This window comes from Glycocaulis sp. (assembly GCF_050485565.1).
Taxonomy (GTDB): Bacteria; Pseudomonadota; Alphaproteobacteria; order Caulobacterales; family Maricaulaceae; genus Glycocaulis.
In genome coordinates this window covers 206,385-225,967 of record NZ_JBJHBQ010000001.1, presented here as the reverse complement: position 1 = coordinate 225,967, position 19,583 = coordinate 206,385, and the positions used below count along the sequence as shown (strand labels likewise).

At 66.8% G+C, this 19,583-nt stretch carries 10 protein-coding genes; 5 read left to right on the top strand and 5 right to left on the bottom strand.

Annotated features, from left to right (window positions below):
- Positions 1–124 precede the first annotated feature (124 nt).
- The gene (locus tag ACQ5ID_RS00995; protein WP_429910614.1) at positions 125–1,846 is read left to right on the top strand and encodes an alpha/beta hydrolase; all 1,722 of its coding nucleotides are present in this window, start codon (positions 125–127) and stop codon (positions 1,844–1,846) included.
- Positions 1,847–1,856: 10 nt separating this feature from the next.
- On the opposite strand, the gene ACQ5ID_RS00990 is transcribed toward ACQ5ID_RS00995, so the two are convergent.
- The 5 genes from ACQ5ID_RS00990 to ACQ5ID_RS00970 form a co-directional block, all read right to left on the bottom strand.
- Positions 1,857–3,626 (bottom strand): CHAT domain-containing protein, encoded by a 1,770-nt coding sequence (locus ACQ5ID_RS00990; protein WP_429910613.1) that lies wholly within the window; start codon positions 3,624–3,626, stop codon positions 1,857–1,859.
- A gap of 4 nt (positions 3,627–3,630) precedes the next feature.
- Complete coding sequence (locus ACQ5ID_RS00985; RefSeq protein WP_429910612.1) at positions 3,631–5,640, bottom strand: tetratricopeptide repeat protein; 2,010 nt, start codon at positions 5,638–5,640, stop codon at positions 3,631–3,633.
- A complete protein-coding gene (locus ACQ5ID_RS00980; RefSeq protein ID WP_429910611.1) occupies positions 5,637–6,806 on the bottom strand; it encodes a hypothetical protein in 1,170 nt (389 codons plus the stop codon). Before ACQ5ID_RS00980 ends, ACQ5ID_RS00985 begins: the two co-directional genes overlap by 4 nt.
- A 3-nt stretch (positions 6,807–6,809) precedes the next feature.
- A complete protein-coding gene (locus ACQ5ID_RS00975; RefSeq protein WP_429910610.1) occupies positions 6,810–9,137 on the bottom strand; it encodes a caspase family protein in 2,328 nt (775 codons plus the stop codon).
- A gap of 205 nt (positions 9,138–9,342) precedes the next feature.
- Positions 9,343–10,026, bottom strand: a complete 684-nt coding sequence (locus tag ACQ5ID_RS00970) for a hypothetical protein (RefSeq protein WP_429910609.1) — start codon at positions 10,024–10,026, stop codon at positions 9,343–9,345.
- 262 nt (positions 10,027–10,288) lie between these two features.
- Here ACQ5ID_RS00970 and ACQ5ID_RS00965 point away from each other — a divergent pair, with 262 nt between their 5' ends.
- The 4 genes from ACQ5ID_RS00965 to pbpC all read left to right on the top strand — a co-directional run bounded on the left by ACQ5ID_RS00965 (position 10,289) and on the right by pbpC (position 19,577).
- Complete coding sequence (locus tag ACQ5ID_RS00965) at positions 10,289–11,749, top strand: trypsin-like peptidase domain-containing protein (protein ID WP_429910608.1); 1,461 nt, start codon at positions 10,289–10,291, stop codon at positions 11,747–11,749.
- 44 nt (positions 11,750–11,793) lie between these two features.
- Positions 11,794–12,501, top strand: coding sequence for a response regulator transcription factor (locus ACQ5ID_RS00960; protein ID WP_429910607.1), 708 nt, complete (start codon positions 11,794–11,796; stop codon positions 12,499–12,501).
- 114 nt (positions 12,502–12,615) lie between these two features.
- Positions 12,616–17,520, top strand: coding sequence for an alpha-2-macroglobulin family protein (locus tag ACQ5ID_RS00955; protein ID WP_429910606.1), 4,905 nt, complete (start codon positions 12,616–12,618; stop codon positions 17,518–17,520).
- Entirely contained in the window at positions 17,520–19,577 is a 2,058-nt protein-coding gene (gene pbpC, locus ACQ5ID_RS00950; protein ID WP_429910605.1) for a penicillin-binding protein 1C, read from the top strand. The genes ACQ5ID_RS00955 and pbpC overlap by 1 nt, the downstream gene beginning before the upstream one ends.
- Positions 19,578–19,583: the final 6 nt, after the last annotated feature.

Genomic DNA, 19,583 nt, shown 5'->3' with positions numbered 1-19,583 from the left:
TGCCCGGTATGTTGTCTGACAAAGACGGACAGTCCAGCGCTATCGCGCTCGACAGGGCGTGCCGCGTGCCGCAGAATTTCGGGCGAGCCGGGCATGCTCTGACAAAGGGGGATGAGCAGTGCACATGAGAATGCTGGCATGCATGTTTGCCGGGCTGGTGTTTCTGGCCGCTCCCGGCATCGTCCGGGCGCAGAGCTGTGACCTTGATCCGGGCCGGGTGGAAGCGCTTGATCTTGCCGGTCTGGAGCTGGACCGCTCCGGGCAGATCGCCCTCCATTTCGATCTGGCAGACTGGCATGCAGAATGCGGTGATATCGCGCGCGCACGCAGTGCCTACGAAACAGCCCGTACTCTGATTGCCGCGTCCGACACGGTCGAGGGCGCGTGGGCGCACGGCCTGATTGGCGAAGCGCGTCTGGAGATGTCGCAGGGCCGGTTCGACCGGGCACGCGAAATCCTTGATGAAGCCTATGCGGTGCTGGAGGAGGCGGGTGCGGCGCGCGCGCGTGATTTTCTCTATCTGATGGAGACGGCGCTGGCTGTGGAGGCGGCGGCTTCGGCCGCTGGCGAGACCCATGATCTTCCCGGCGCACAGGCAGAGCTGGCGGTTTTGCGCGCCAGAGTGGCGCGCGAGGATGAGGAAGCGCTGACGCGTGATCCGGCAGCGGGCGCGGATGCCGACCATGTCATCGTGCCGGTATTCTACGGCACCAACCGGGTGCGCACCGGCTCTGAAGACCCCAATGCCTTTTACGGCGTTACGCCGGCGATGCTGGACCTTGGCGTGGTGACGGTGTCGGTGCCACGCAATCGCGATATTGGCACCATCCCGCGCCGTAGCGATTATCCCGGCGATCTCGACCAGTATCGCGGTGAGTATTTCATCCTTGAGCGGGTGGAACCGTTTGCCGACGACTATGCCTTCACCGATGCGCTGGGCGAGGCGATGGACGCGTCAGAGCGGCGCGAGCTCCTGGTCTTCATTCACGGCTTCAATTCCGATTTCCGGGGCGCGGCCGAACGCGCGGCGCAGCTGGCGGTCGATCTGGAAATTGACGGCGTGCCGGCCCTCTATTCCTGGCCCTCGCGCGCCTCCCTGCTGGGCTATTTTGCCGACGGGCGGGAGGTGAATGAGGACAATATCCGCGATCTTGTGGACTATCTCTACCTGCTGATGAATGGCGCGAATGCGCACCGCATCCATATTGTGGCCCATTCGATGGGCAACCGCTTCCTCGCCCGCGCGCTGGAGCGTTTTGCACAAGCCTATCCCAGCCCGCCTGAGCCTCTGTTTGATCAGGTTGTGTGGGCTTCGCCCGATGTCGACGCCGAAGAATTCATGGCCCTGATCCCGCAAATCGGCCATCTGGCCAGCGGGATGACGCTGTATGCCTCCAGCCGGGACCGGGCCTTGCGCCTGTCACGCCGGATCAATGGCGGCAATCCGCGCGCGGGTGATTCCAGCCCGCCCTATCCGGTCGTTGTGGCCGGTCTCAGCACGATCGACACCAGCGCGGCTGGCGGCGCCGGGCTTGGCCATTCGGACTATGCCGGGCCTGCCATGGATGATTTTCGCGCCCTGATCTGGCTGTCCTTGAGCCCGGAGGAGCGCTGCATACTGCACACCAATACCGGCCAGTTCGGGCAGTTCTACGCGGTTGACCCGCTCACGGGCGGCCATTGCGAGCCGGACGTGTTCAAATACTCGATCACGGCCCTGCGCCGCAGTGGCGAGGACGGTGAGCCGCTGGAGATGCTGCAGAGCGTGGCTGCGCTGCCCGGCGCGGCCATTGCCGGACGGGTTGAGGATGTGCGCCAGCTTATTGTCCGGCTGACGGGAGGCTAGCGCCCCCCAATCACTCCGCCGGGCGGTTCTGTCCTACCAGCACGAAGGGTGCCCACATCGCTGGATGGGCAAATTCGGGATCATCCATCATTGACAGCATGGACTGGCGCAGAGCCGCTGCCCGGCCCGCTGCCGGGTCCTCGTTCATCGCGGACAGCGTGCCTGTGGTGATGCGCCGCGCGGCAGCATCGTCCACAACCCAGTGGGAGACCAGCAGCGCGCGCGCACCGGCATAGAAGAAGGCGCTGGCCAGCCCGGACAGGCTCTCGGCACCTGCACCGCCGGGCGCGGCCGTGTTGCAGGCAGACAGGATCACCCAGTCGGCATCAAGCGTCAGGTCGCGCGCGATCTCGGAGGCTGTCAGAAGCCCGTCATCGTCATCGCTGGCCTCGGCAGGCGGTGTCAGGACAAGTGCCGGTTCGGTGAGACCCGGCAGCTCGTCGGCGATGAGGCCATGCGTGGCAAAGGCGATGACCTGGCGATTGGAGAGATCGGCGGTGTTGCGCAGATTGGTCTCCGTCGCACTGTCCCCGACCAGAAGGTCGCTCCGGGGCTCTGCGCCGAACGCCTCGGCCAGTGCGACGAGTTCAGGACGGGTATTGGGCAGGGCGCTCAAGGCCCGCACCGCCTCCACATCAGCCTGGAACACACCATCAGATGACGCGCTGGCATTGAAGACGCCGCGCGTCACACCGCCGCCGCGCTGCTGGGGCTCGCCAGAGCTGGCGGGCGCACGCTCGCAGCCCGCGCCGGTGCGCGCGCCAATGCACGGATCGCCAACGCCCAGGAAAGGCTGGGTGGCACGGCTGGCACCAAAGCGCGTCAGCGAGCGCAGCGAGGCGGGCGAGGGCAGCACCGTCATCGCATGACGCCGGCCCAGCCACGCGGTCTGGCGCAGCGCATCGCTATCATTATCCGCTCCTGTGGGCGCTTCAGTGACCAGCAGGGCCAGCGGCAGGCTGGAAAGCGCGCCGGACGGCACCGCATAGATATGGGACTTGCCATCGAGGCGGGCCTCTACCGGTGCGAGAAGCTGCTGGTAGAGCCGGAATGCCGCCTGACGGTCAAACACCGGCAGGCTCGCAGCCGTGGAACTGGCCTGCACCGCGACCGCATTCCACGGGCCGCGCCCGTGATCGAGATCGACGCCCCGGCGCAGCAGATCTACCGCCTCGCCGAGCTCTGCTGCCGTCACCTCCACCCGCGCCCAGTCAATGCCGTCGCGATCAATGGCGAAAACGAAGGTGGAGCGCTCTCCGGCAAGGATCAGTATCAGCGCCTCATCGCCGCGCAGCAGGCTTTGCGTAGCCTCGACCGTGAGGGGCTGCGGGCTGGTAAGCTCAGTGTATTCGGGAAAGTCGCGCGACAGGGCGGTGTCGATCTCGCCAAGCCGGGCTGCGGCGGTATCGAGCGCGGTGCGGGCTGCCATTGTCGCTTCCTCGCGCGCGGCACTGCCGGTGATGGCCAGCGCCTCGTAGAGGCGGCGTTCTGCGGCGCTGCGCTGGTCGGCCACCCGGCGGCGTTCGGCAACCAGCAGGCCCAGTGCATCATCGCTGGAGGCAAAGCGCGCGCCCACTTGTGATAGGGCGCGGGCAGCGGAGGTCTGGATCGCCCATTGCGCCGCCCAATACCCTTCCGCGCGCAGGCACTCATACGCCATAGAGCCTTCCGGGCAGGCCTCGGACCCTTGCGCGAAAGCAGTCCCGCCTAGCGCCGAACCAGCAAGGCAGGTGGAGACCAGCAGGGTGCGTGCAAGGCGCGTGATATTGCGGGTGTGCATGGTGTTACCCTTCATTATGGGCAGCGGCCCAGGCCGCTTCGGTGTGGAGCTGGAACATGTCGTTGCGGCGCACGATGAGCGCGGTGGCTGCGGTGTCGGTGCTGGCCGATTGGGCAGCATCCAGCGCGGCGCTGACGATGGATCTGGAGGCCGTGCGGTAGAGCTGCAGCGCCTCGGCGGGCCGGTTCATATGGCGCAGGAACAGCCAGGCAAGATTGGCGCGCGCGACGAGGAGAGCGGTATGCGTCTCGGGGATGCGTCCTGTCAGCCCGTCCAGCCCGCCGCGCATCAGGCTTTCCGCGCCCTCATAGTCACCGGCAAGGCCCAGCGTCGTTCCCGCATTGGCAAAAGCACGTACAGCCTCGGGATGGTCGGCACCCAGCGTCTCGCGATAAATATCAAGCGCGCGCACCTGCAGGGCGTAGGCGTCTTCAAGCCGGCCCTGCGCCCGGATGGAGCCAGCGAGATTTTCAAGACTCATGGCGATGGAGAGCGGTTGCCCTCCGGCTTCGGCCTGCTCCAGCGAGGCGCGGTAGAGCGCTTCGGCATCGCCAAGTCTGCCCAGCATGCGCAAACTGCCCGCAAGATTGTTTTCCAGTTCGGCGACAAGGCTGGTGCGCTCGGCATTATCGAGCTGTTGCGCCTCTGCAATGGCGCGCCTTTGCAGGCTTTCCGCTTCCGCATATCGGCCCTGATCGAACAGGGCTGAGGCCAGGAAACTCATCGCGCTAACCGGCTGGCGTGTGCCGGGGCCGAAGGCAGCCTCACTCTCGGAAAGGGCCTGTCGCAGAACAGGTTCCGCATCGCCTGCCCGACCGGCCATCTGCAGGGCGCGCCCCAAACGCTGGCGCATCACGGCAATATGGCGCGGATTGGCGTTGGTGGCCTGCCCCAGCACGTCGAGCGCGTCCTGCTGGAAGCGGATGGCATCCTCATAGCGGCCAAGGTCCAGATAGGCCTGACCCAGCCCGCTGACGGTGTCGGCACTTTCTGGCGCGCCTTCGCCATAGGCGGCTATTTCAATCGCCAGCGCATCTTCTAGCAGCGGCCGTGCCTCTGCCGGGCGGTCCAGCGAGAGATAGGCGCTGGCGAGATTGCCCATGGCTGCGGCGGTGTTGGGATGGTCGGCGCCGAAAGTGGAGCGCATGCGCTCCAGCGCGGACTGGTAGCCGGCAAGTGCTGCCTCCGGTCCGCCCTGATGGCGCTGAACGGAGGTGAGATTGTTCTCCACCACCGCCAGATAGCGGTGAGAGGGGGAGATGGCCTCGAAAATGACGCGGGCACGGGCCAGCGCATTCTCCGCTTCGGGGTGGCGGCGTGTCTGGTTATAGACCTCGGCCAGATTGACCCACGCGACGCCCGCGCCTTCGCTGCGCCCGGAACCTGCCTCTTCATGGGCGGCAAGCACCTGCAGGAAGCCGGTCTCCGCGCGAGCATAGTCGCCTGCCTGATACGCGCGGGCGGCCTCGTTGTTCAGCGCATCAACCGAACTGCCGGATATGGGCTGGGGGGATGCAGTTTGCGGCGATTGCTGCGGTGCCGGTTGCGCGCCAGCCGGTGCGCCGGGATTCTGGCGGGACCGGGCCATGTCTATCGCACGCCTGATACCGGGCCGGCGGGTATTGCCCGGATCAATCTCTGCGAGGATCTCGTCAGCGACCTCCAGCACTTCCAGCGCTTCGGCAAACCGGCCCTGACCCAGCATGGCCATGCCCATGTTGGCCCCTGCCACCGCAGACAGGGGATGATCGAGTCCCAGATGGCGGTGATAGATCAGGAAGGCGGCTTCGAACTCGCGCGTAGCGGTGCGAAAGTCGCTGCTGCGGAAGGCCGTTTCGGCGGCGGCGTTGTGGCGTTCGATGGCGGCGATGTCCTGGGGTGGAATACTCGCCTGCTGGGTGGCTGACAGGGTGCCAAGCCCTGACGCGGCGGCGTATTGGGCTGGAAGCATGAAGGCGGCAAGGCAGGCCGCCGCCGCCAGAAAAGCTGCATGTCGCTTGGTGCATGCGGTCATGGCCGCGCTCCGGAATGTGCCACGGTCCACGCGGCTTCAACGTGGAGGGTGAACAGGGCCTGCGGCTCACCGGCATTCTGGATGGCGCGCTGCCGGTCTGCGCCCTCTCCGCCAGAGGCGAGATAGTGGTCGAGATTGGCGCTGAGTATGCGTGCGCCGTTCAGTGCGGTCTGCGCATCGTGCGTGTTGGCAAGTGTGTGGCCCACCAGCCAGGTGTGGGCGGCGATAATGTCGGTATGGCCAGCCGGGCGGCGCTGCACGGTCAGCGCGGCAGACTCGGCAAACAGTCTGGCCGCATTCTCATGCCGGCCCTGAGCGGCGAGACTACGGGCGAGGTTGAACAGTACGCGCGCCAGCCTGTGCGGGTTGGAGCCCATGCGTCCATCGTCGGCGCGGGCATCGGATACCGCCCTGCGCAGCAGGGCTTCGGCTTCTGTATGCATGCCTGCGCCATCCAGCGCCCGGGCGAGATTATTGCCATAGGTGGAGCGCGCGCCCCCGCTGGACCTGTCATAGAGCGCGCGCAGGATTTCGGCGCTATCGGTAAAGCGCTCCGCGTCGAAATAGGCTTCCGCCAGCATGTTCAGATAGACGTCCGGCTCGCCACCTTCCCCGCTGCGCCTGGCTTCGTCTACGGCGCGTTCAAGCAGGGGTATCGCCTCTTGCGCGCGCCCCTGGGGCAGGAGGGTGCGGGCCAGCGAGTAAAGCCGCTCATGGAGCGCCCCTGCCAGATGCTCGCCAGCCTCCGCTTCGGCCAGAAGGACAAGAAAGATGGCTTCAGCCTCGGCGTAGCGGCCTTCATCGAACAGGTCGCGCGCCTGCGACTGTCGGGTCAGATCGGTCAGCTGGCCCATCAGCTGTTCGTACCGGTCTGCCATATAGCTTGCGTTGGCTGCACCGGTGGCATCGCCATCGGCCTGACGGGCCGCAGCAAGGCGGCGGCTGATATGCGCCTGCAAGGCCCACAGATCGCCGCGCTCCAGATCGAGCCCGCTCCGTGCGGCCTGCTCACACAGCTGGAACCCGGCGGCCGCCTCCTTTTGACGGCCCGCCTCCATGGCGCGCTCGGCATTCGCGCAAATGGCCGCAGCGTCCCCGTCCAGAGCCGCATACGGGTCAGGCGTCTGCGAGCCGAGCGCCGCTGCCAGCAGGAAAACGCTCCACATTGACTAGCCCTCCGCGCCCGGCGGTATCAGCCGCCACTGGAACAGGATCGTGCCAGCCTGCGCATCCAGCGCGGGCCGTGTGCGCGCGCTGCGCGTCACTGATCCGCCAAAGGCAGCCATGCTCATCAGCTGACCCAGCGGCGAGCGCTCTGCATCGCTGACCACGCCATCGGCGGAACGCACCAGGCCGGCTTGCGTGAGGAAGCTGAAATCCATCGGGATCGCTGCGCCCGGCGCGCGCTCCACCGCCAGCAGAAGCAGGCGCTCCAGCCCGGCGCTGGCCGGATAGCCGCTCGTCCAGTCAAACGTGCGAAGCCCGGCCCAGACAATGCGCGGCTGCTCGCCGGGCTCGATGCGCGTCGATGTGCCAGTGCCGAGGAAGGGCAGGCGGTGAATACCGGCCTGGCTGTCGATATAGAGCGGGGTGACATCAATCGCCCGGTCGCCGGTATTGGTCAGGCGGATATAGACGATATCGCAATGGCTGAGCTCCAGCGCGTTGAGATCACTGGTGCCAAGCTCCTCAAAGGATACCGCATCAGCAGGAATGGCAGACGGGTCGGGCAGGGAGCAGGCCCAGTCATCAGGCGCGCGGGCATCGGCCGTCAGGCGCGGCGGCGTGGCCTGCCAGACAAAGGCTTCATATTGCAGGTTTTCCAGCCCTCGTGATCCTTGCAGTGCGCTCGCGGCGTTGAGGATATTGCGCACCCGCGTGAGCTTGTGCAGTTCGCCCTCGATCTGGCTCATCAGCGCGTCAGCGCTCGACGCGTCATCAAGCAGAATGCGCGCGGAGCGGTTCCGTCCGGTCGCAATGATGTCCGGCTCGCCGCGAAGCAGCCAGATGGCGTTATCCTGCACGCGGATGCGCACATCGGCCGGTTCACCGGGCTGACGAAAATCAATCGGTGCGATCAGCGTTTCTGGATTGGCCTGCGCCAGCCGGGAGAGCGCCTCCACGGCCAGCTGCTCGCGGGCATTCATCTCGCCGCTCGCCTCCTCGATAACCACTGACAGCGCCAGGCGCACACCCGGATCGGCCAGCCGGGCCGTCATATAGGCGGTGCGTCCGGGCAGGGCGCGGGCCGCCTCATTGCCGTCAAAGGCGGTCAGGACGGCGCGGGTGGCGGTCTGGCCGACCTCAACCGCCTCGACAAAATACGGGCCGGGGAAGGACGGGTGCGGGCCTTGCGTGTCGGGATCGCGCACGATGATCTCGAACACCGCGCCCTCGCCGACGCCTTCAAGGAAGCCGGCTTCAATCTCGGTGGTATCGCGGGCGAGAAAGCGGGCGTGCCATTGCGGGGAGCGGATCGCTCCGCCCTGCCCCAGAAGCGCGCGGTCCAGATCGCCCTCAAACAGCGGCGCAGGCGCGCGGCTACCCCAGTCATTATAGCCGGAGAGCACCCGGTAGGCGAGATCGCGATAGCTGGCCACGCCGCCCGCCAGAAGGCCGTTGGCGATGTGGAAGGTCATCACCCCGAAATTGTCGCGCGCGTCCGCAGCGCCAACCTTTGGCATCAGCCCTTCCAGCGCCAGCTGGCCGGAATGGGCTGCATAGAAGGCGACAAACCCGCCCTCACCCAAAGCTATGGCTGAGTCCGGACGCGGCGAAGATGCGCCTGAGCGCGTGACCTGCGCGCGTTGCTCGGCGGCGATGCGCGCCTCCAGCGGAATACCCAGCATGTCCTCTGTGACCGCGCGGGTGCGAAACTCCCCGCCCGGCCCGGCGCCCCGGTTCGCGCCGCCCGAATGGCAGGTATCAACCACCAGCCAGACAAAGACATTGCGGTCTCTCAGACCATCAAGGAATTCCCCGATCTCGTCATCGATCACGGCGTTTTGCACGCCCGCCTGACGGTCGCCGTGCGCGCCCTCCCACGAACCGATATCCAGCGGCAGGAATATCTCGTCAAACCCGTTGGCCTCCGGCACGGGCGCGCCTTCGGGCTGGGGCTGGCGCGAACCATGGCCGGAGAAATAGACCAGTATCTCGTCACCGGGCCGCACGCGCTCCAGCATGGCGGAGAAGGCAGCCATGATCTCGGCGCGCGTCGGGTCGCCATGGGCGGTAAAATCAATGCCGGTCTGGCCTAGCCCATCGGCCAGCACCAGCATGTTGGCGTCTGGCACATCATAGGCGCGCAGCGCGCGGATCATCAGGGCGACGTCATTGCGCGGCCCCAGCAGCTCCACGCCCGGCCCGATACGCTCCTCATCATAGCCCGACGCACCGATCAGCAGGGCATGGCGCTGAGGCATGTCGGCGCTTGCCCCTGCGGTCATGCAGGCCGCAGCGAGCACCATGAAGGCAGACCAGACCAGATCACGCATCGCACCCTCCCCGGCTGCAACCATATGCTGCAAGCTTATCGCGTGCGGGCGCTGGGCTGCGAGCCTGTGTTTTCTGACAAAGCCTGACAGCCATTATTGACCGGACCTTCGCGAGAACGGCGCACGGGCGGTGCATGGCTTCGCGCCATTACACCGCCCGCTTGTCCGGTTTCCGGCGGGAGCGTCCGGAAAGCCGGGTGGCCGCCTAGTTCGTGACCATGTTGAAGCTGACGCCCACACCGCCCAGATTGCGGATCTCGACGCGGAAATTGCCCGTCCAGCGCGGCGTCCAGAAGCAGGACATCCGGTCGGAATAGTCGATATGGCGGCAGATCAGATTCCCGTTGCTGTCATAGACATACATGTCGAGGTCGGTGCGCCCCGGACCGTTGGCCCAGACCGCCGCGCGCTCGCCGCCACGGAAGGTGATATTGTAGCTCGTCGTGCCACGCGCGCCGACCCAGCCGGTTGCCCGGCCCGGACCACCCACACGGCCACGCGCCGCGTCCGCTTCGACTTCCGCGATCAGGCCGCCCAGGGTTTCGTCGCCGCGTGCCAGCACGCGGGCCTCGTCCAGCATGTCGGCAGCGGAGGCAAACTCGATCTCCGCCTCTTCCGGCTCGCCATCCTGTTCGGCGATCTCGAACTCGCGGTCCTCCACGTCAATGCCCTGGCGGATACGCGCCGCCACGATGACCGCCAGCGGGTCGCGTGCGTCCACGCCATAGGCGTAAAGCTCCTGCGACAGGGCCAGCAGCTCGACACCGGTGGTTTCCTCGCTGCGCTGGTCTTCGGCAAAATTGGTGCCGGTCTCGTCCGCATCCTGAGCGATGACGGAGCCGGTCAGGGCGATGGCTGCAGTTGCAGCAAGCAAAGAAGACAGTTTCATTTCATCTACTCCTGTAAAAACAATATGCTGCTTTCGCCAACAGGTGTCAGTGTTATCAAAGGCTCCGTGTGCGGGTGCCTTTCCTGCTGTCTGATCTAGCGGTAACCCAATGCTGGCAGCCGGAAAAGCGCCAAAAAGAGACTGTCCGTCTTTGTCAGGAAAGCCTGCCCGTCTGGCCGCTCTCATTCTGACAGGGCTTGTCAGTAGTGCGCCGGGCTCCGCCTGATCTAGCGTCAGCACGGGAAATGCTGGAGCCGTTTTCATGCCCTATACCGATACGCGCGCCCTGATCGCGGCGGCGGTCATCACCGCGCTTCTTGCGGGCGCGCAGCTCGCGGCAGGCCGCCAGCCGGAGCGCGCTGCGCCGCTTCCCGCTGCCGCTGGTTCCGGTATGTCAGGCCCGGCCGCCCGCGCTGATGCCGAGATCATTACCCGCTCTGTTGTCACCGTGTATGCCGAGCGGGCGGTGAGCCAGCCTGTGATGGTGATGGCGGGAAGCGAGGGCGAGGGCGCGCGCAACAGTACGGACGATCAGGAGGGCTGGTCGTGGCGCTCCGGCTCCGGCTTCGCGATAGCGCAGGGCGGGTATGTCCTGACCAATTTTCACGTCATTTCAGGCGCGCGCCGGGTAGAGGCACGTCTGGCCAATGGGCGGCGCGTAGGCGCAGAGCTGATTGGTACCGACCCGCTGACCGATCTCGCCCTGCTGCGGGTGCAGGCAGACCTGCCGGTACTGGAGTGGGGTGATGATGGCGCGCTCAGGATTGGCGCGCCGGTGCTGGCGGTCGGGTCTCCGCTGGACTTTCACCTGTCGGTAAGCTCGGGCGTGATTGGCGGCTTTGCCCGTGCCTATGACGGGGCAGACCCGGTTGGCTATATCCAGCACGATGCCGCGCTCAATCCGGGCAATTCCGGTGGCCCGCTGATCGATGCGTCGGGCCGGGTGGTCGGCGTCAACACCGCCATCCCGCAGGAGGCGTTCTTCAATGTCGGCATATCGCTGGCCATACCCGCTGACATTGCCCGGCAGGTCGGTGATGCACTGCTGGAAAACGGGCGTGTCGAGCGCGGCTATCTGGGGCTGACGGTGCGGGCCCTGCACGGGCCTCTGGCAAGCGCCATGGGCCGCCCCAGCGGGGGCGGCCTGCTGATAGAGGCGGTGGACCCGCACTCCCCCGCCGCCGATGCCGGTATCCGGGCGGGCCAGATGCTGCTGGCGGTGAACGGTATCGAGCTGTCGGCCCCGCGTGATCTTGCCCGCGCGCTGCTGCTTGCCCGTCCGGGCAATACGGTTTCCCTCAGCCTGCATGACGGTCAGGCCCGGTTCCGCGTCGAGACCGGGCTGGATACCCGGCCCGGCGATGAGGGCCAGGCGGTGAGCCGGGAGCTCAGCTTCGAGCCTGTCAGCCGCCGCGGCTACGGGCTCAGCTTTGCCGCCAGCGAAACGGCGGGCGTTGCGGTGGCATCGGTCGTGCCGGGCAGCCCGGCGGCGCTGGCCGGTTTGCGTCAGGGTGACAGCGTGCTGGCCATCGGCGCGATTGACCTGTCCGACCCGGACGAGGCGGAGGCGCGCCTGCATCTGGCACGGCGCGAGATTGCCTTGCGGGTATTGCGTGGCGGCGACACCGTGCCCCGCTATATTGCCCTTACCCTTGATGAGGGCATGGCAGCGCGTGCACCCGATCATGCCGCCTTCGCCGACGCGGCGGGCGGACCGTTCTGAGAAGGGGGGCTGGCTCAGCTTCGCCAGCAAGGGGGAGATAAAGCATGCACATATTCATGGTCGAGGATGAGGATGTCTGGGCCGGCAAGGCAGGCGAGGCTGTCGCCAGCGAACCGGGCTGGACACTCGAGCGGGTGGCAACGGGCCGTGAGGCGCTGGCCCGCGCCGCCGCCAGCGCTATCGACGTGCTGATTGTGGACAGGGTGATCGAGACCGATGGCACGGACGGGCTTCAGCTGCTGGCACGTCTGCGCGATATGGGCGTTGTTGCGCCCGCCCTTGTCTTGTCGAGCCTTGGCCAGGCCCATCAGCGTGTTGAAGGGCTGGAGGCCGGGGCCGATGACTATCTGGGCAAGCCCTTTGATGCCGCTGAGCTGCGCGCGCGCCTCAAATCGCTGGCGCGGCGGGCGGGTTTTGTGGCCAACCCGGAGGTGATCGTGCTGGGCGGGCTGGAAGTCAGGGTGAAGGCGCGCACCGCCCACTGGAATGGCGCGCATATTCCGCTGTCTCCGCAGGAGTTCAACATACTGAAACTGCTGGCCGAGCGTGCAGGCACGCCCGTCAGCCGCGACACGCTGTGGGCGGAGGTCTGGACCGATTTTCCCAACTTGCCGCCGCAGATCAATGTCATCGATGTGGCCGTGGCCCGGCTGCGCCGTTCGATCCGCGCGGTGGTGGGCGAGGATCTGATCGAGACACAGCGCCTCAAGGGCTATGTGCTGCCGCTTACTGATGAATTCGCGCAGGGCTGAGCGGCGCCCCGCCGGCTCTGATCGCCTTGGAAAAATTATCCCGAAGGGGTGAATTCGTCTCGTCGGCATGCAAAAGTGTGCAGACTGCATACGGGCAGGCAGGGAGGACAGGTCATGGGGATGTTTGCCAAAGGCTGTTTCCGGATGGGTTCAGCGTCCGTCAAGCGCGTTGCACTGCTGGCCGGCATGGCGGGCGCGATGGTTCTGGCCGGGTGCGGCGATGATCCGGCCCCGGCGCCGCGTGACGAAGGCCCGCGTCTTGAAGCGCGCTCTGCCGACGCGCCGCGCGCCACGCCGGAAGTCTCTGACCGCTTTGAATATCTGCGCTATGCGGCCGATATCGATGGCGATGCGCCGCGCCTGTGCCTGACCTTCTCCGGCCCGCTCGACCCCGATACCGATTACAGCGCCTATGTCGAAGTGGACGAGCCGGTCGCCCTGAATGTCGATGGCCAGCGCCTGTGCATTGGCGGCTTAAGCTTCGGCCAGACGCGTAATCTCACTTTACGCGAAGGCCTGCCGTCTGCTGATGGGCGCCGCCTTGAGAGCGAAGAGAGAGATACGCTGAGCTTTGCCTCGCGCCCGGCCTATGTTGGCTTTGCCGGCACCGGCGTGATCCTGCCGCGTGTGGACGCCGATGGCGTGGCCATCGAGACCGTCAATGTCGATGCCGTGCGCGTGACGGTGACGCGCGTGACCGACCGGGCGCTCGCCTTCCGCCAGATCATTTCCGGCTTCAACGCCGCGTCTGGCGACTGGTACTGGCTGGGTTCTGAAGAGCAGCCCGGCGACGCCGGATCGCCGGTCTGGCAGGGCGAGATGGATACGCCCGGCAATGCGAACGCCATGACCACGACCGTATTCCCGCTGGCCGAGACCATCGGCAGTTTGCGCCCCGGCGCGTACTTCCTGCGCGCGGAGAATCTCGCCGAGATCGATACGGTCCGCTATGGCGATTACGCCCGCGCCGCGCGCTGGCTGATCGTGACCGACCTTGCCTTTACCGCCTATCGCGGGCGGGACGGGATTGATGCCATTGTCCGCTCCCTGCAAAGCGCCCAGCCGCAGGCCGGTGTCGAGGTGCAGCTGATTGCCCGCTCCAACGAAGTGCTGGCGACCGCGCGCAGCGATGAACGCGGGCGGGTGCGCTTTGGCGAGGCGCTGGTGTCGGGCCGCGAAGGCGATGCTCCGCGTCTCCTGATGGCCTATGGGCCGGAGGGTGATTTTGCGGTGCTGGATCTTGCCCGCGCGCCGGTTGATCTCTCTGCCCAGCCGGTGGGCGGGCGTAACCGCGCCGAGGGCGCGGATGGCTTCATCTGGCTGGACCGGGGCATTTACCGTCCGGGTGAGACAATTCACACCTCGGCCATGATCCGCGACAGCGAAGGCCGGGCTCTCTCCGACCGGCCCGGCACGATTACGCTGTATGCGCCCAATGGCCTCGCCCATGAGGAGGTGCGCTTTGAGCGCGCCGCGCAGGCCGGTGCGATATTCCACGACTTTGAGCTGCCGCGCGAAGCGGCCCGTGGCCGCTGGCGGCTCTCTATTCGCGTGGACGGTGTAGGCGAGGTGGCCAGTCAGAGCCTCTCGGTTGAGGATTTCGTGCCGCAACGCGTCGCGCTGACGCTGACCGCTGACACCGATACGCCGATCCGCGCTGGCCAGACGCGTATGGTGGAGACCTTCACGCGCTTCCTCTATGGCGCGCCGGGGGCGGGGCTGCAGCTGCGGGGTACGGCCCGCATCCAGCCCGATCCCAACCCCTTCCCGGAGTTTTCCGGCTTCCGCTTTGGCAGGCATGATGAGCGCTTCGCCGAGGAGGTAATTGATCTTCCCGACACACTCACTGACGGGCAGGGCAATGCGGCCATGCCGGTTGCGCCGGGCCGTGCGGGGCGCGATTCCTCGCTGCCCTTGCGAGCGCGCGCGATCATCACCGTGGAAGAACCCGGCGGACGCGCCGTCAGCGATGATGTGCGCATCCCCTACCGCCCGCGTGACCGCTATGTCGGTATCCGCATGGCAGGCGATGACGATACCGTGCGCCGTGGCCAGGCCACGCGCCTGTCGGTAATCGGTGTCGGGGCGGACGGCGCGGCGCTGGCTATGGAAGCGGACTGGCGCCTGATCCGCACGGACTGGCAGTATGACTGGTACCGCACCGATAATGGCGACTGGCGCTGGCGGCGTTCGCAGCGCGTCGTGCCGATCGAGTCCGGCCTTGTGCGCCTTGATGGCGAGAACCCTGCCATTGTTGAAACGCCTTCGCTCGACTGGGGCGATTACACCCTCATCGTCTCGGCTGATGGCCGGGATCTGGCAAGCTATGGCTTCTGGTCGGGCTATGGCGGACGCCCTGAAGATGGCGAGGCGGCCCCTGACCGCGTGCGCCTGTCCGGCCCGTCTGCGGCGCCGCAAACCGGCGAGACCGCACAAGTGTCCATCTTTGCCCCCTATGCCGGGCAGGCAGAGCTGGTGGTCGCGACCGACCGGGTCATTCTCTCGCGCACGCTGGAAGTGGGTGAGGGTGCTACCGAAGTGGAATTGCCCGTCACCGCTGATTGGGGTGCGGGCGCCTATGTGATGGTGTCTGTCTTCACCCCGCGTGATGCGGTGACGCGCCCCACCCCGCGCCGCGCGGTGGGCGTGCTGCACGTTCCGGTAAATGTCGAGGACCGCACATTCGAGCTGACACTGGATGCGCCTGAACGGATCAATCCGCGCGAGCGCTTTGATTTCACGATTACCGCCAGCGATGGCCCCGCTCGCGAACAGGCTTATGTGACGGTGGCTGCCGTCGATGAGGGCATTTTGTTGCTGACGGGCTTTGCCTCGCCGGACCCGGAAAGCTGGTTCTTCGGCAAGGCCCGCCTCGGCGTTGACCTGCTCGACGATTATGGCCGCCTGCTCGACCCCAATCAGGGACCGGCAGCGCCGGTACGCTCTGGCGGCGACGAGATCGGGGCTGCGGGTCTGTCTGTAGTGCCGACCCGTACCGTCGCGCTGTTCTCCGGCCCGGTGAGTTTTGACAATCGGGGCCGCGCGCAAGTGAGCTTCGACATTCCGGACTTCAATGGCGAGCTGCGCCTGATGGCGGTTGCCTGGTCGGATCGCGGGATTGGCTCGGCGAGCCAGCCGCTGACGGTGCGCGATGATGTGCCCTCAGAGCTGATCCTGCCGCGCTTCCTGGCACCGGGCGATACGGCCTCGGCCACGCTGACCATGGACAATATCGATGGCGCGCCGGGTGATTATGCGGTGGCTCTGGAAGCGGACGGGCCTGTCAGCTTTGCTGACGCCGCCTTCACGCAAAGCCTGCCCGCCGGGCAGCGTACAGATCGCGCCGTGGCGCTGTCTGCCGCGGCCTCGCCGGGGATCGCAGAGCTGTCGCTCTCGGTCACCGGGCCGGATGGCGAAGCGGTGGTGCATGAGTATCCGATAGAGGTGCGTTCAGCCTTCCTGCCGATGACATCGATCACGCGGCGCACCCTGCGGCCGGGCGAAACCTGGCTGCCGCCAGCCAATGCGCTTGGCGCGTTCGCGCCGGGCAGCGGGGCCTTGCGTCTCTCTGTCGCCGCAACCCCCATCGATGTGGCCGCGATCTACGAGGCCCTGTCGGGTTATCCCTATGGCTGCACCGAACAGGCCGTGAGCCGGGCCCTGCCCCTGCTCTATGCCGGGCAGATGGCCGGGCTGTCGGGCGCGGATGCACCCGCAGACGCAGACGATATCGTGCGCCGGGCGATTGAATCGGTGCTGGCCCGCCAGAGCGAGGATGGCGCTATCGGCCTGTGGCGCATTGGTGATGGTGCGGCATCGCCCTGGATGGGTGCGTATTCCACCGACTTCCTGATGCGGGCCGCAGAAGCGGGATACAGCGTGCCGCGTGCGGCGCTGACCCGCGCGCTTGATGCGCTGGTGCCGGTGGCGCGCGGTGATCTGTGGCAGGCCTATGGCTATGACACCAGCGCACCCGATCCGCGCTGGAGCCGTGATACGCAAGACCGGATCAATCATCGCAGCAGCGCCTATGCCTCCTACCTGCTGGCCCGTGCGGGCCGGGGAGACCGGGCGCGGCTTCGCTATCTGCATGATGAAGTGCTTGGCCGGATCGAAAGCCCGCTGGCGCGCGCCCATATCGGGGCCGGGCTGGCCGCCATTGGCGACCGCGCCCGTGCGGTGAGCGCGTTTGACAGCGCCATCTCCGTGCTCGGCTACAATAATGCCGGTGACTGGTACCAGACGCCGGTGCGTGATCTGGCCGGTGTGACCGCTCTGGTGGCCGAGGCAGGCATTGAAGACCGCGTGGAGGATCTGCTGGCCCGGCTGGCGCGTGACCTGCCCGAAGCCTCGCGCATGACGACGCAGGAACAGGCCCATGTGCTGATGGCCGCGCGTGCCTTTGCCGGAGACGCGCAAGAGCTGGCACTGGAATGGGGCGGTGAAGCGCTGGAGGGTCAGTCTGTCACTCTCAATGCAGATGCTCTCGCCGAGGGCCGGGAGCTGACTAATCGTGGCCAGCAGCCAGTCTGGGTGACGGCTTTTGCGCGCGGCGTACCGGTGGAAGCGCCGGACACGGCCTCCGAAGGCGTGAGCGTCGAGCGCTCCCTGACTGACCGGCGCGGCAATGCGGTGGATACGTCCGCCATCCGGCGTGGTGACCAGATCATAATCAGCCTGACCATCACGCCTGAGCAGACCCGCGCCATGCCGCTGATCGTCGCCGATCTTCTGCCTGCGGGCTTCGAGATTGAAGGCATTCTGCGCGCAGGCGATGCGGGCGAGACCGGGCCTTACGCCTTCCTCGGTGATCTCGCCTCTACGCAGATTACCGAAGCGCGTGATGACCGCTTCATCGCGGCCATCAATACGCGCGGGCGCGATGCGGTGCGGGTGGCCTATATGGTCCGCGCCGTGACGCCGGGGCAGTTTGTCCAGCCCGGCACGGTGGTGGAAGACATGTACCGGCCGGACGTGTTTGCCCGCTCCGAGGCCGGGCAGGTTACGATCCGCCCGTAATGGCTGGCTGGCTGGCGATAGGGCTGAGGCGGGCGAGCGTGCCGCTCGCCTCGCTCCTCGCTGCTGGCGTATTGCTGGCAGGGCTCGATCACGCCCTGCCGCCCCCGCCCATGCCGGAGGTCTCCGCGCTGGTGACAGACCGGGAGGGGCGGGCCTTGCGTGCCTTCCCGGTGGAGGATGGACGCTGGCGTCTGCCGGTTGACCCTGAAAGCGTTGATCCGGCGTTTCGCGCCGCCCTGATCGAGATCGAGGACCAACGCTTCTATTCGCACAACGGCGTTGATCCGCTGGCGATGGCGCGCGCTGTTGGGTCTCTGGTCAGCTCCGGGCGGATCGTGTCGGGTGGCTCAACGATCACCATGCAGACCGCCCGCCTGCTGGAGCCGCGCCCGCGCCGGACAATTGGTGCAAAGCTGATCGAGATGGTGCGTGCCATCCAGCTGGAGCGGCGCTATTCCAAGCATGAAATCCTGCAAGCCTATCTGACGCTCGCGCCCTATGGCGGCAATCTGGAAGGCGTGCGGGCGGCCAGCTGGGCGTGGTTCGGCCATGAGCCGGACGTGCTCACCCCCGATGAAATCGCCCTCCTGATCGCCCTGCCGCAGGCACCCGAAGCGCGCCGTCCCGATCTGCGCCCCGATGCGGCGATGGCCTCTCGCGCGCGGCTGCTCGCCCGCATGGAGCGCGCTGGGCTGATCAGTGCGGACCGGGCCGCTGATGCTGCCGAGGAACCGGCACCCTCCCGCCGCGCCTTCCCGGCGCGCGCCTGGCATGCCTCGCAGCATCTGGCCCGTGCAGGCGTCGGTGAAATACGCTCTACACTCGATATCCGGCTTCAGAGCGCGCTGGAGGCCCGGCTGGAAACGCTGGCAAATGAGGCCGGACCCGATGTGCAGGCTTCCGCCCTGATAGTGTCTCTGGACGGGCGGGAAGTGCGCGCGGCGGTGGGGTCTGCCGGGCGCGGCAGGCCGGGCGGCTGGATTGATCTGACGCGGCGTGCGCGTTCACCGGGATCCGTGCTCAAACCCTTCATCTACGGCCTGGCGTTCGAGGACGGGCTGGCAGGGCCCGGCACGCGCATTGCCGATCTGCCGCGCCGCTTTGCCGACTACAACCCGGAGAATTTCGACCGCACCTTCCGCGGAGATGTGACGATTGCCGAGGCGCTGCAGCATTCGCTCAACGTGCCGGCCGTGCAGGTGCTCGATGCGGTCGGAGCAAACCGCTTTCTCGCCGCCATGAGCTTTGCCGGCGGGCGGGCCATTGTGCCACGCTCGAACGAAGGCAATGCGGGCCTGGCCATCGCTCTCGGCGGGCTTGGCATCACGGCTGAGGAAATCGCGGTCATGTTTGCCGCGCTCGGCGCAGGGGGAGAGGCGCTGCCGCTTGCCTGGACGCCGGAGGCGGCTGAAGCCAACCGGGAGAGCCGGGGCTTCCGCCTGCTGGACCGCTCGGCCGCTGCCACGCTTGTCGATGTGCTGCAGCGCTCGCCCGCCCCGCCGGGGCGCATGCCTGCTCGCCTGACCAGTGGCGCGCCCGCCATCGCCTACAAGACCGGCACCTCCTATGGCTTTCGCGATGCCTGGGCGGCGGGCGTTTCGGGCAATTATGCAGTGGTCGTCTGGGTGGGCCGGGCCGATGGCGCGCCGCGCCCCGGCGAGACCGGGCGGCAGGCAGCCCTGCCAGCCCTGTTCGACATTTTCGACGTGATCGCGCGGCGTGACCCGTCTGGCATTGCGTCACGCACAGACAGTCTTGTAGCCAGCAACGCCACAGGTCCGCTCGCGCGCTTTGACCGTGGTATGTCCGGCCCGGACATCGTGTTTCCGCCCGATGGCGCGGAAGTATGGGCCGATGAACCCGGACGCGGATTTGCCCTGTCGGCGCGCGGGCAGGGCGTGTTGCGCTGGTATCAGCGCGGCGTGCCGGTAGCACTCGATGCAGGCGGGCAGTCCTTGTGGCAGCCGCAAGGGCCGGGCTTTTATGAGCTGACAGTTGTCGATGCGTCGGGGCGCAGCGCCCGCACACGGGTGCGCGTGCGGATGCCGGAGAGCTGAGGGCTG

Coding starts and splice junctions, on each gene's coding strand:
- ACQ5ID_RS00995 (WP_429910614.1), top strand. CDS start 125: ATGAGAATGCTGGCATGCATGTTTGCCGGGCTGGTGTTTCTGGCCGCT.
- ACQ5ID_RS00990 (WP_429910613.1), bottom strand. CDS start 3,626: ATGCACACCCGCAATATCACGCGCCTTGCACGCACCCTGCTGGTCTCC.
- ACQ5ID_RS00985 (WP_429910612.1), bottom strand. CDS start 5,640: ATGACCGCATGCACCAAGCGACATGCAGCTTTTCTGGCGGCGGCGGCC.
- ACQ5ID_RS00980 (WP_429910611.1), bottom strand. CDS start 6,806: ATGTGGAGCGTTTTCCTGCTGGCAGCGGCGCTCGGCTCGCAGACGCCT.
- ACQ5ID_RS00975 (WP_429910610.1), bottom strand. CDS start 9,137: ATGCGTGATCTGGTCTGGTCTGCCTTCATGGTGCTCGCTGCGGCCTGC.
- ACQ5ID_RS00970 (WP_429910609.1), bottom strand. CDS start 10,026: ATGAAACTGTCTTCTTTGCTTGCTGCAACTGCAGCCATCGCCCTGACC.
- ACQ5ID_RS00965 (WP_429910608.1), top strand. CDS start 10,289: ATGCCCTATACCGATACGCGCGCCCTGATCGCGGCGGCGGTCATCACC.
- ACQ5ID_RS00960 (WP_429910607.1), top strand. CDS start 11,794: ATGCACATATTCATGGTCGAGGATGAGGATGTCTGGGCCGGCAAGGCA.
- ACQ5ID_RS00955 (WP_429910606.1), top strand. CDS start 12,616: ATGGGGATGTTTGCCAAAGGCTGTTTCCGGATGGGTTCAGCGTCCGTC.
- pbpC (WP_429910605.1), top strand. CDS start 17,520: ATGGCTGGCTGGCTGGCGATAGGGCTGAGGCGGGCGAGCGTGCCGCTC.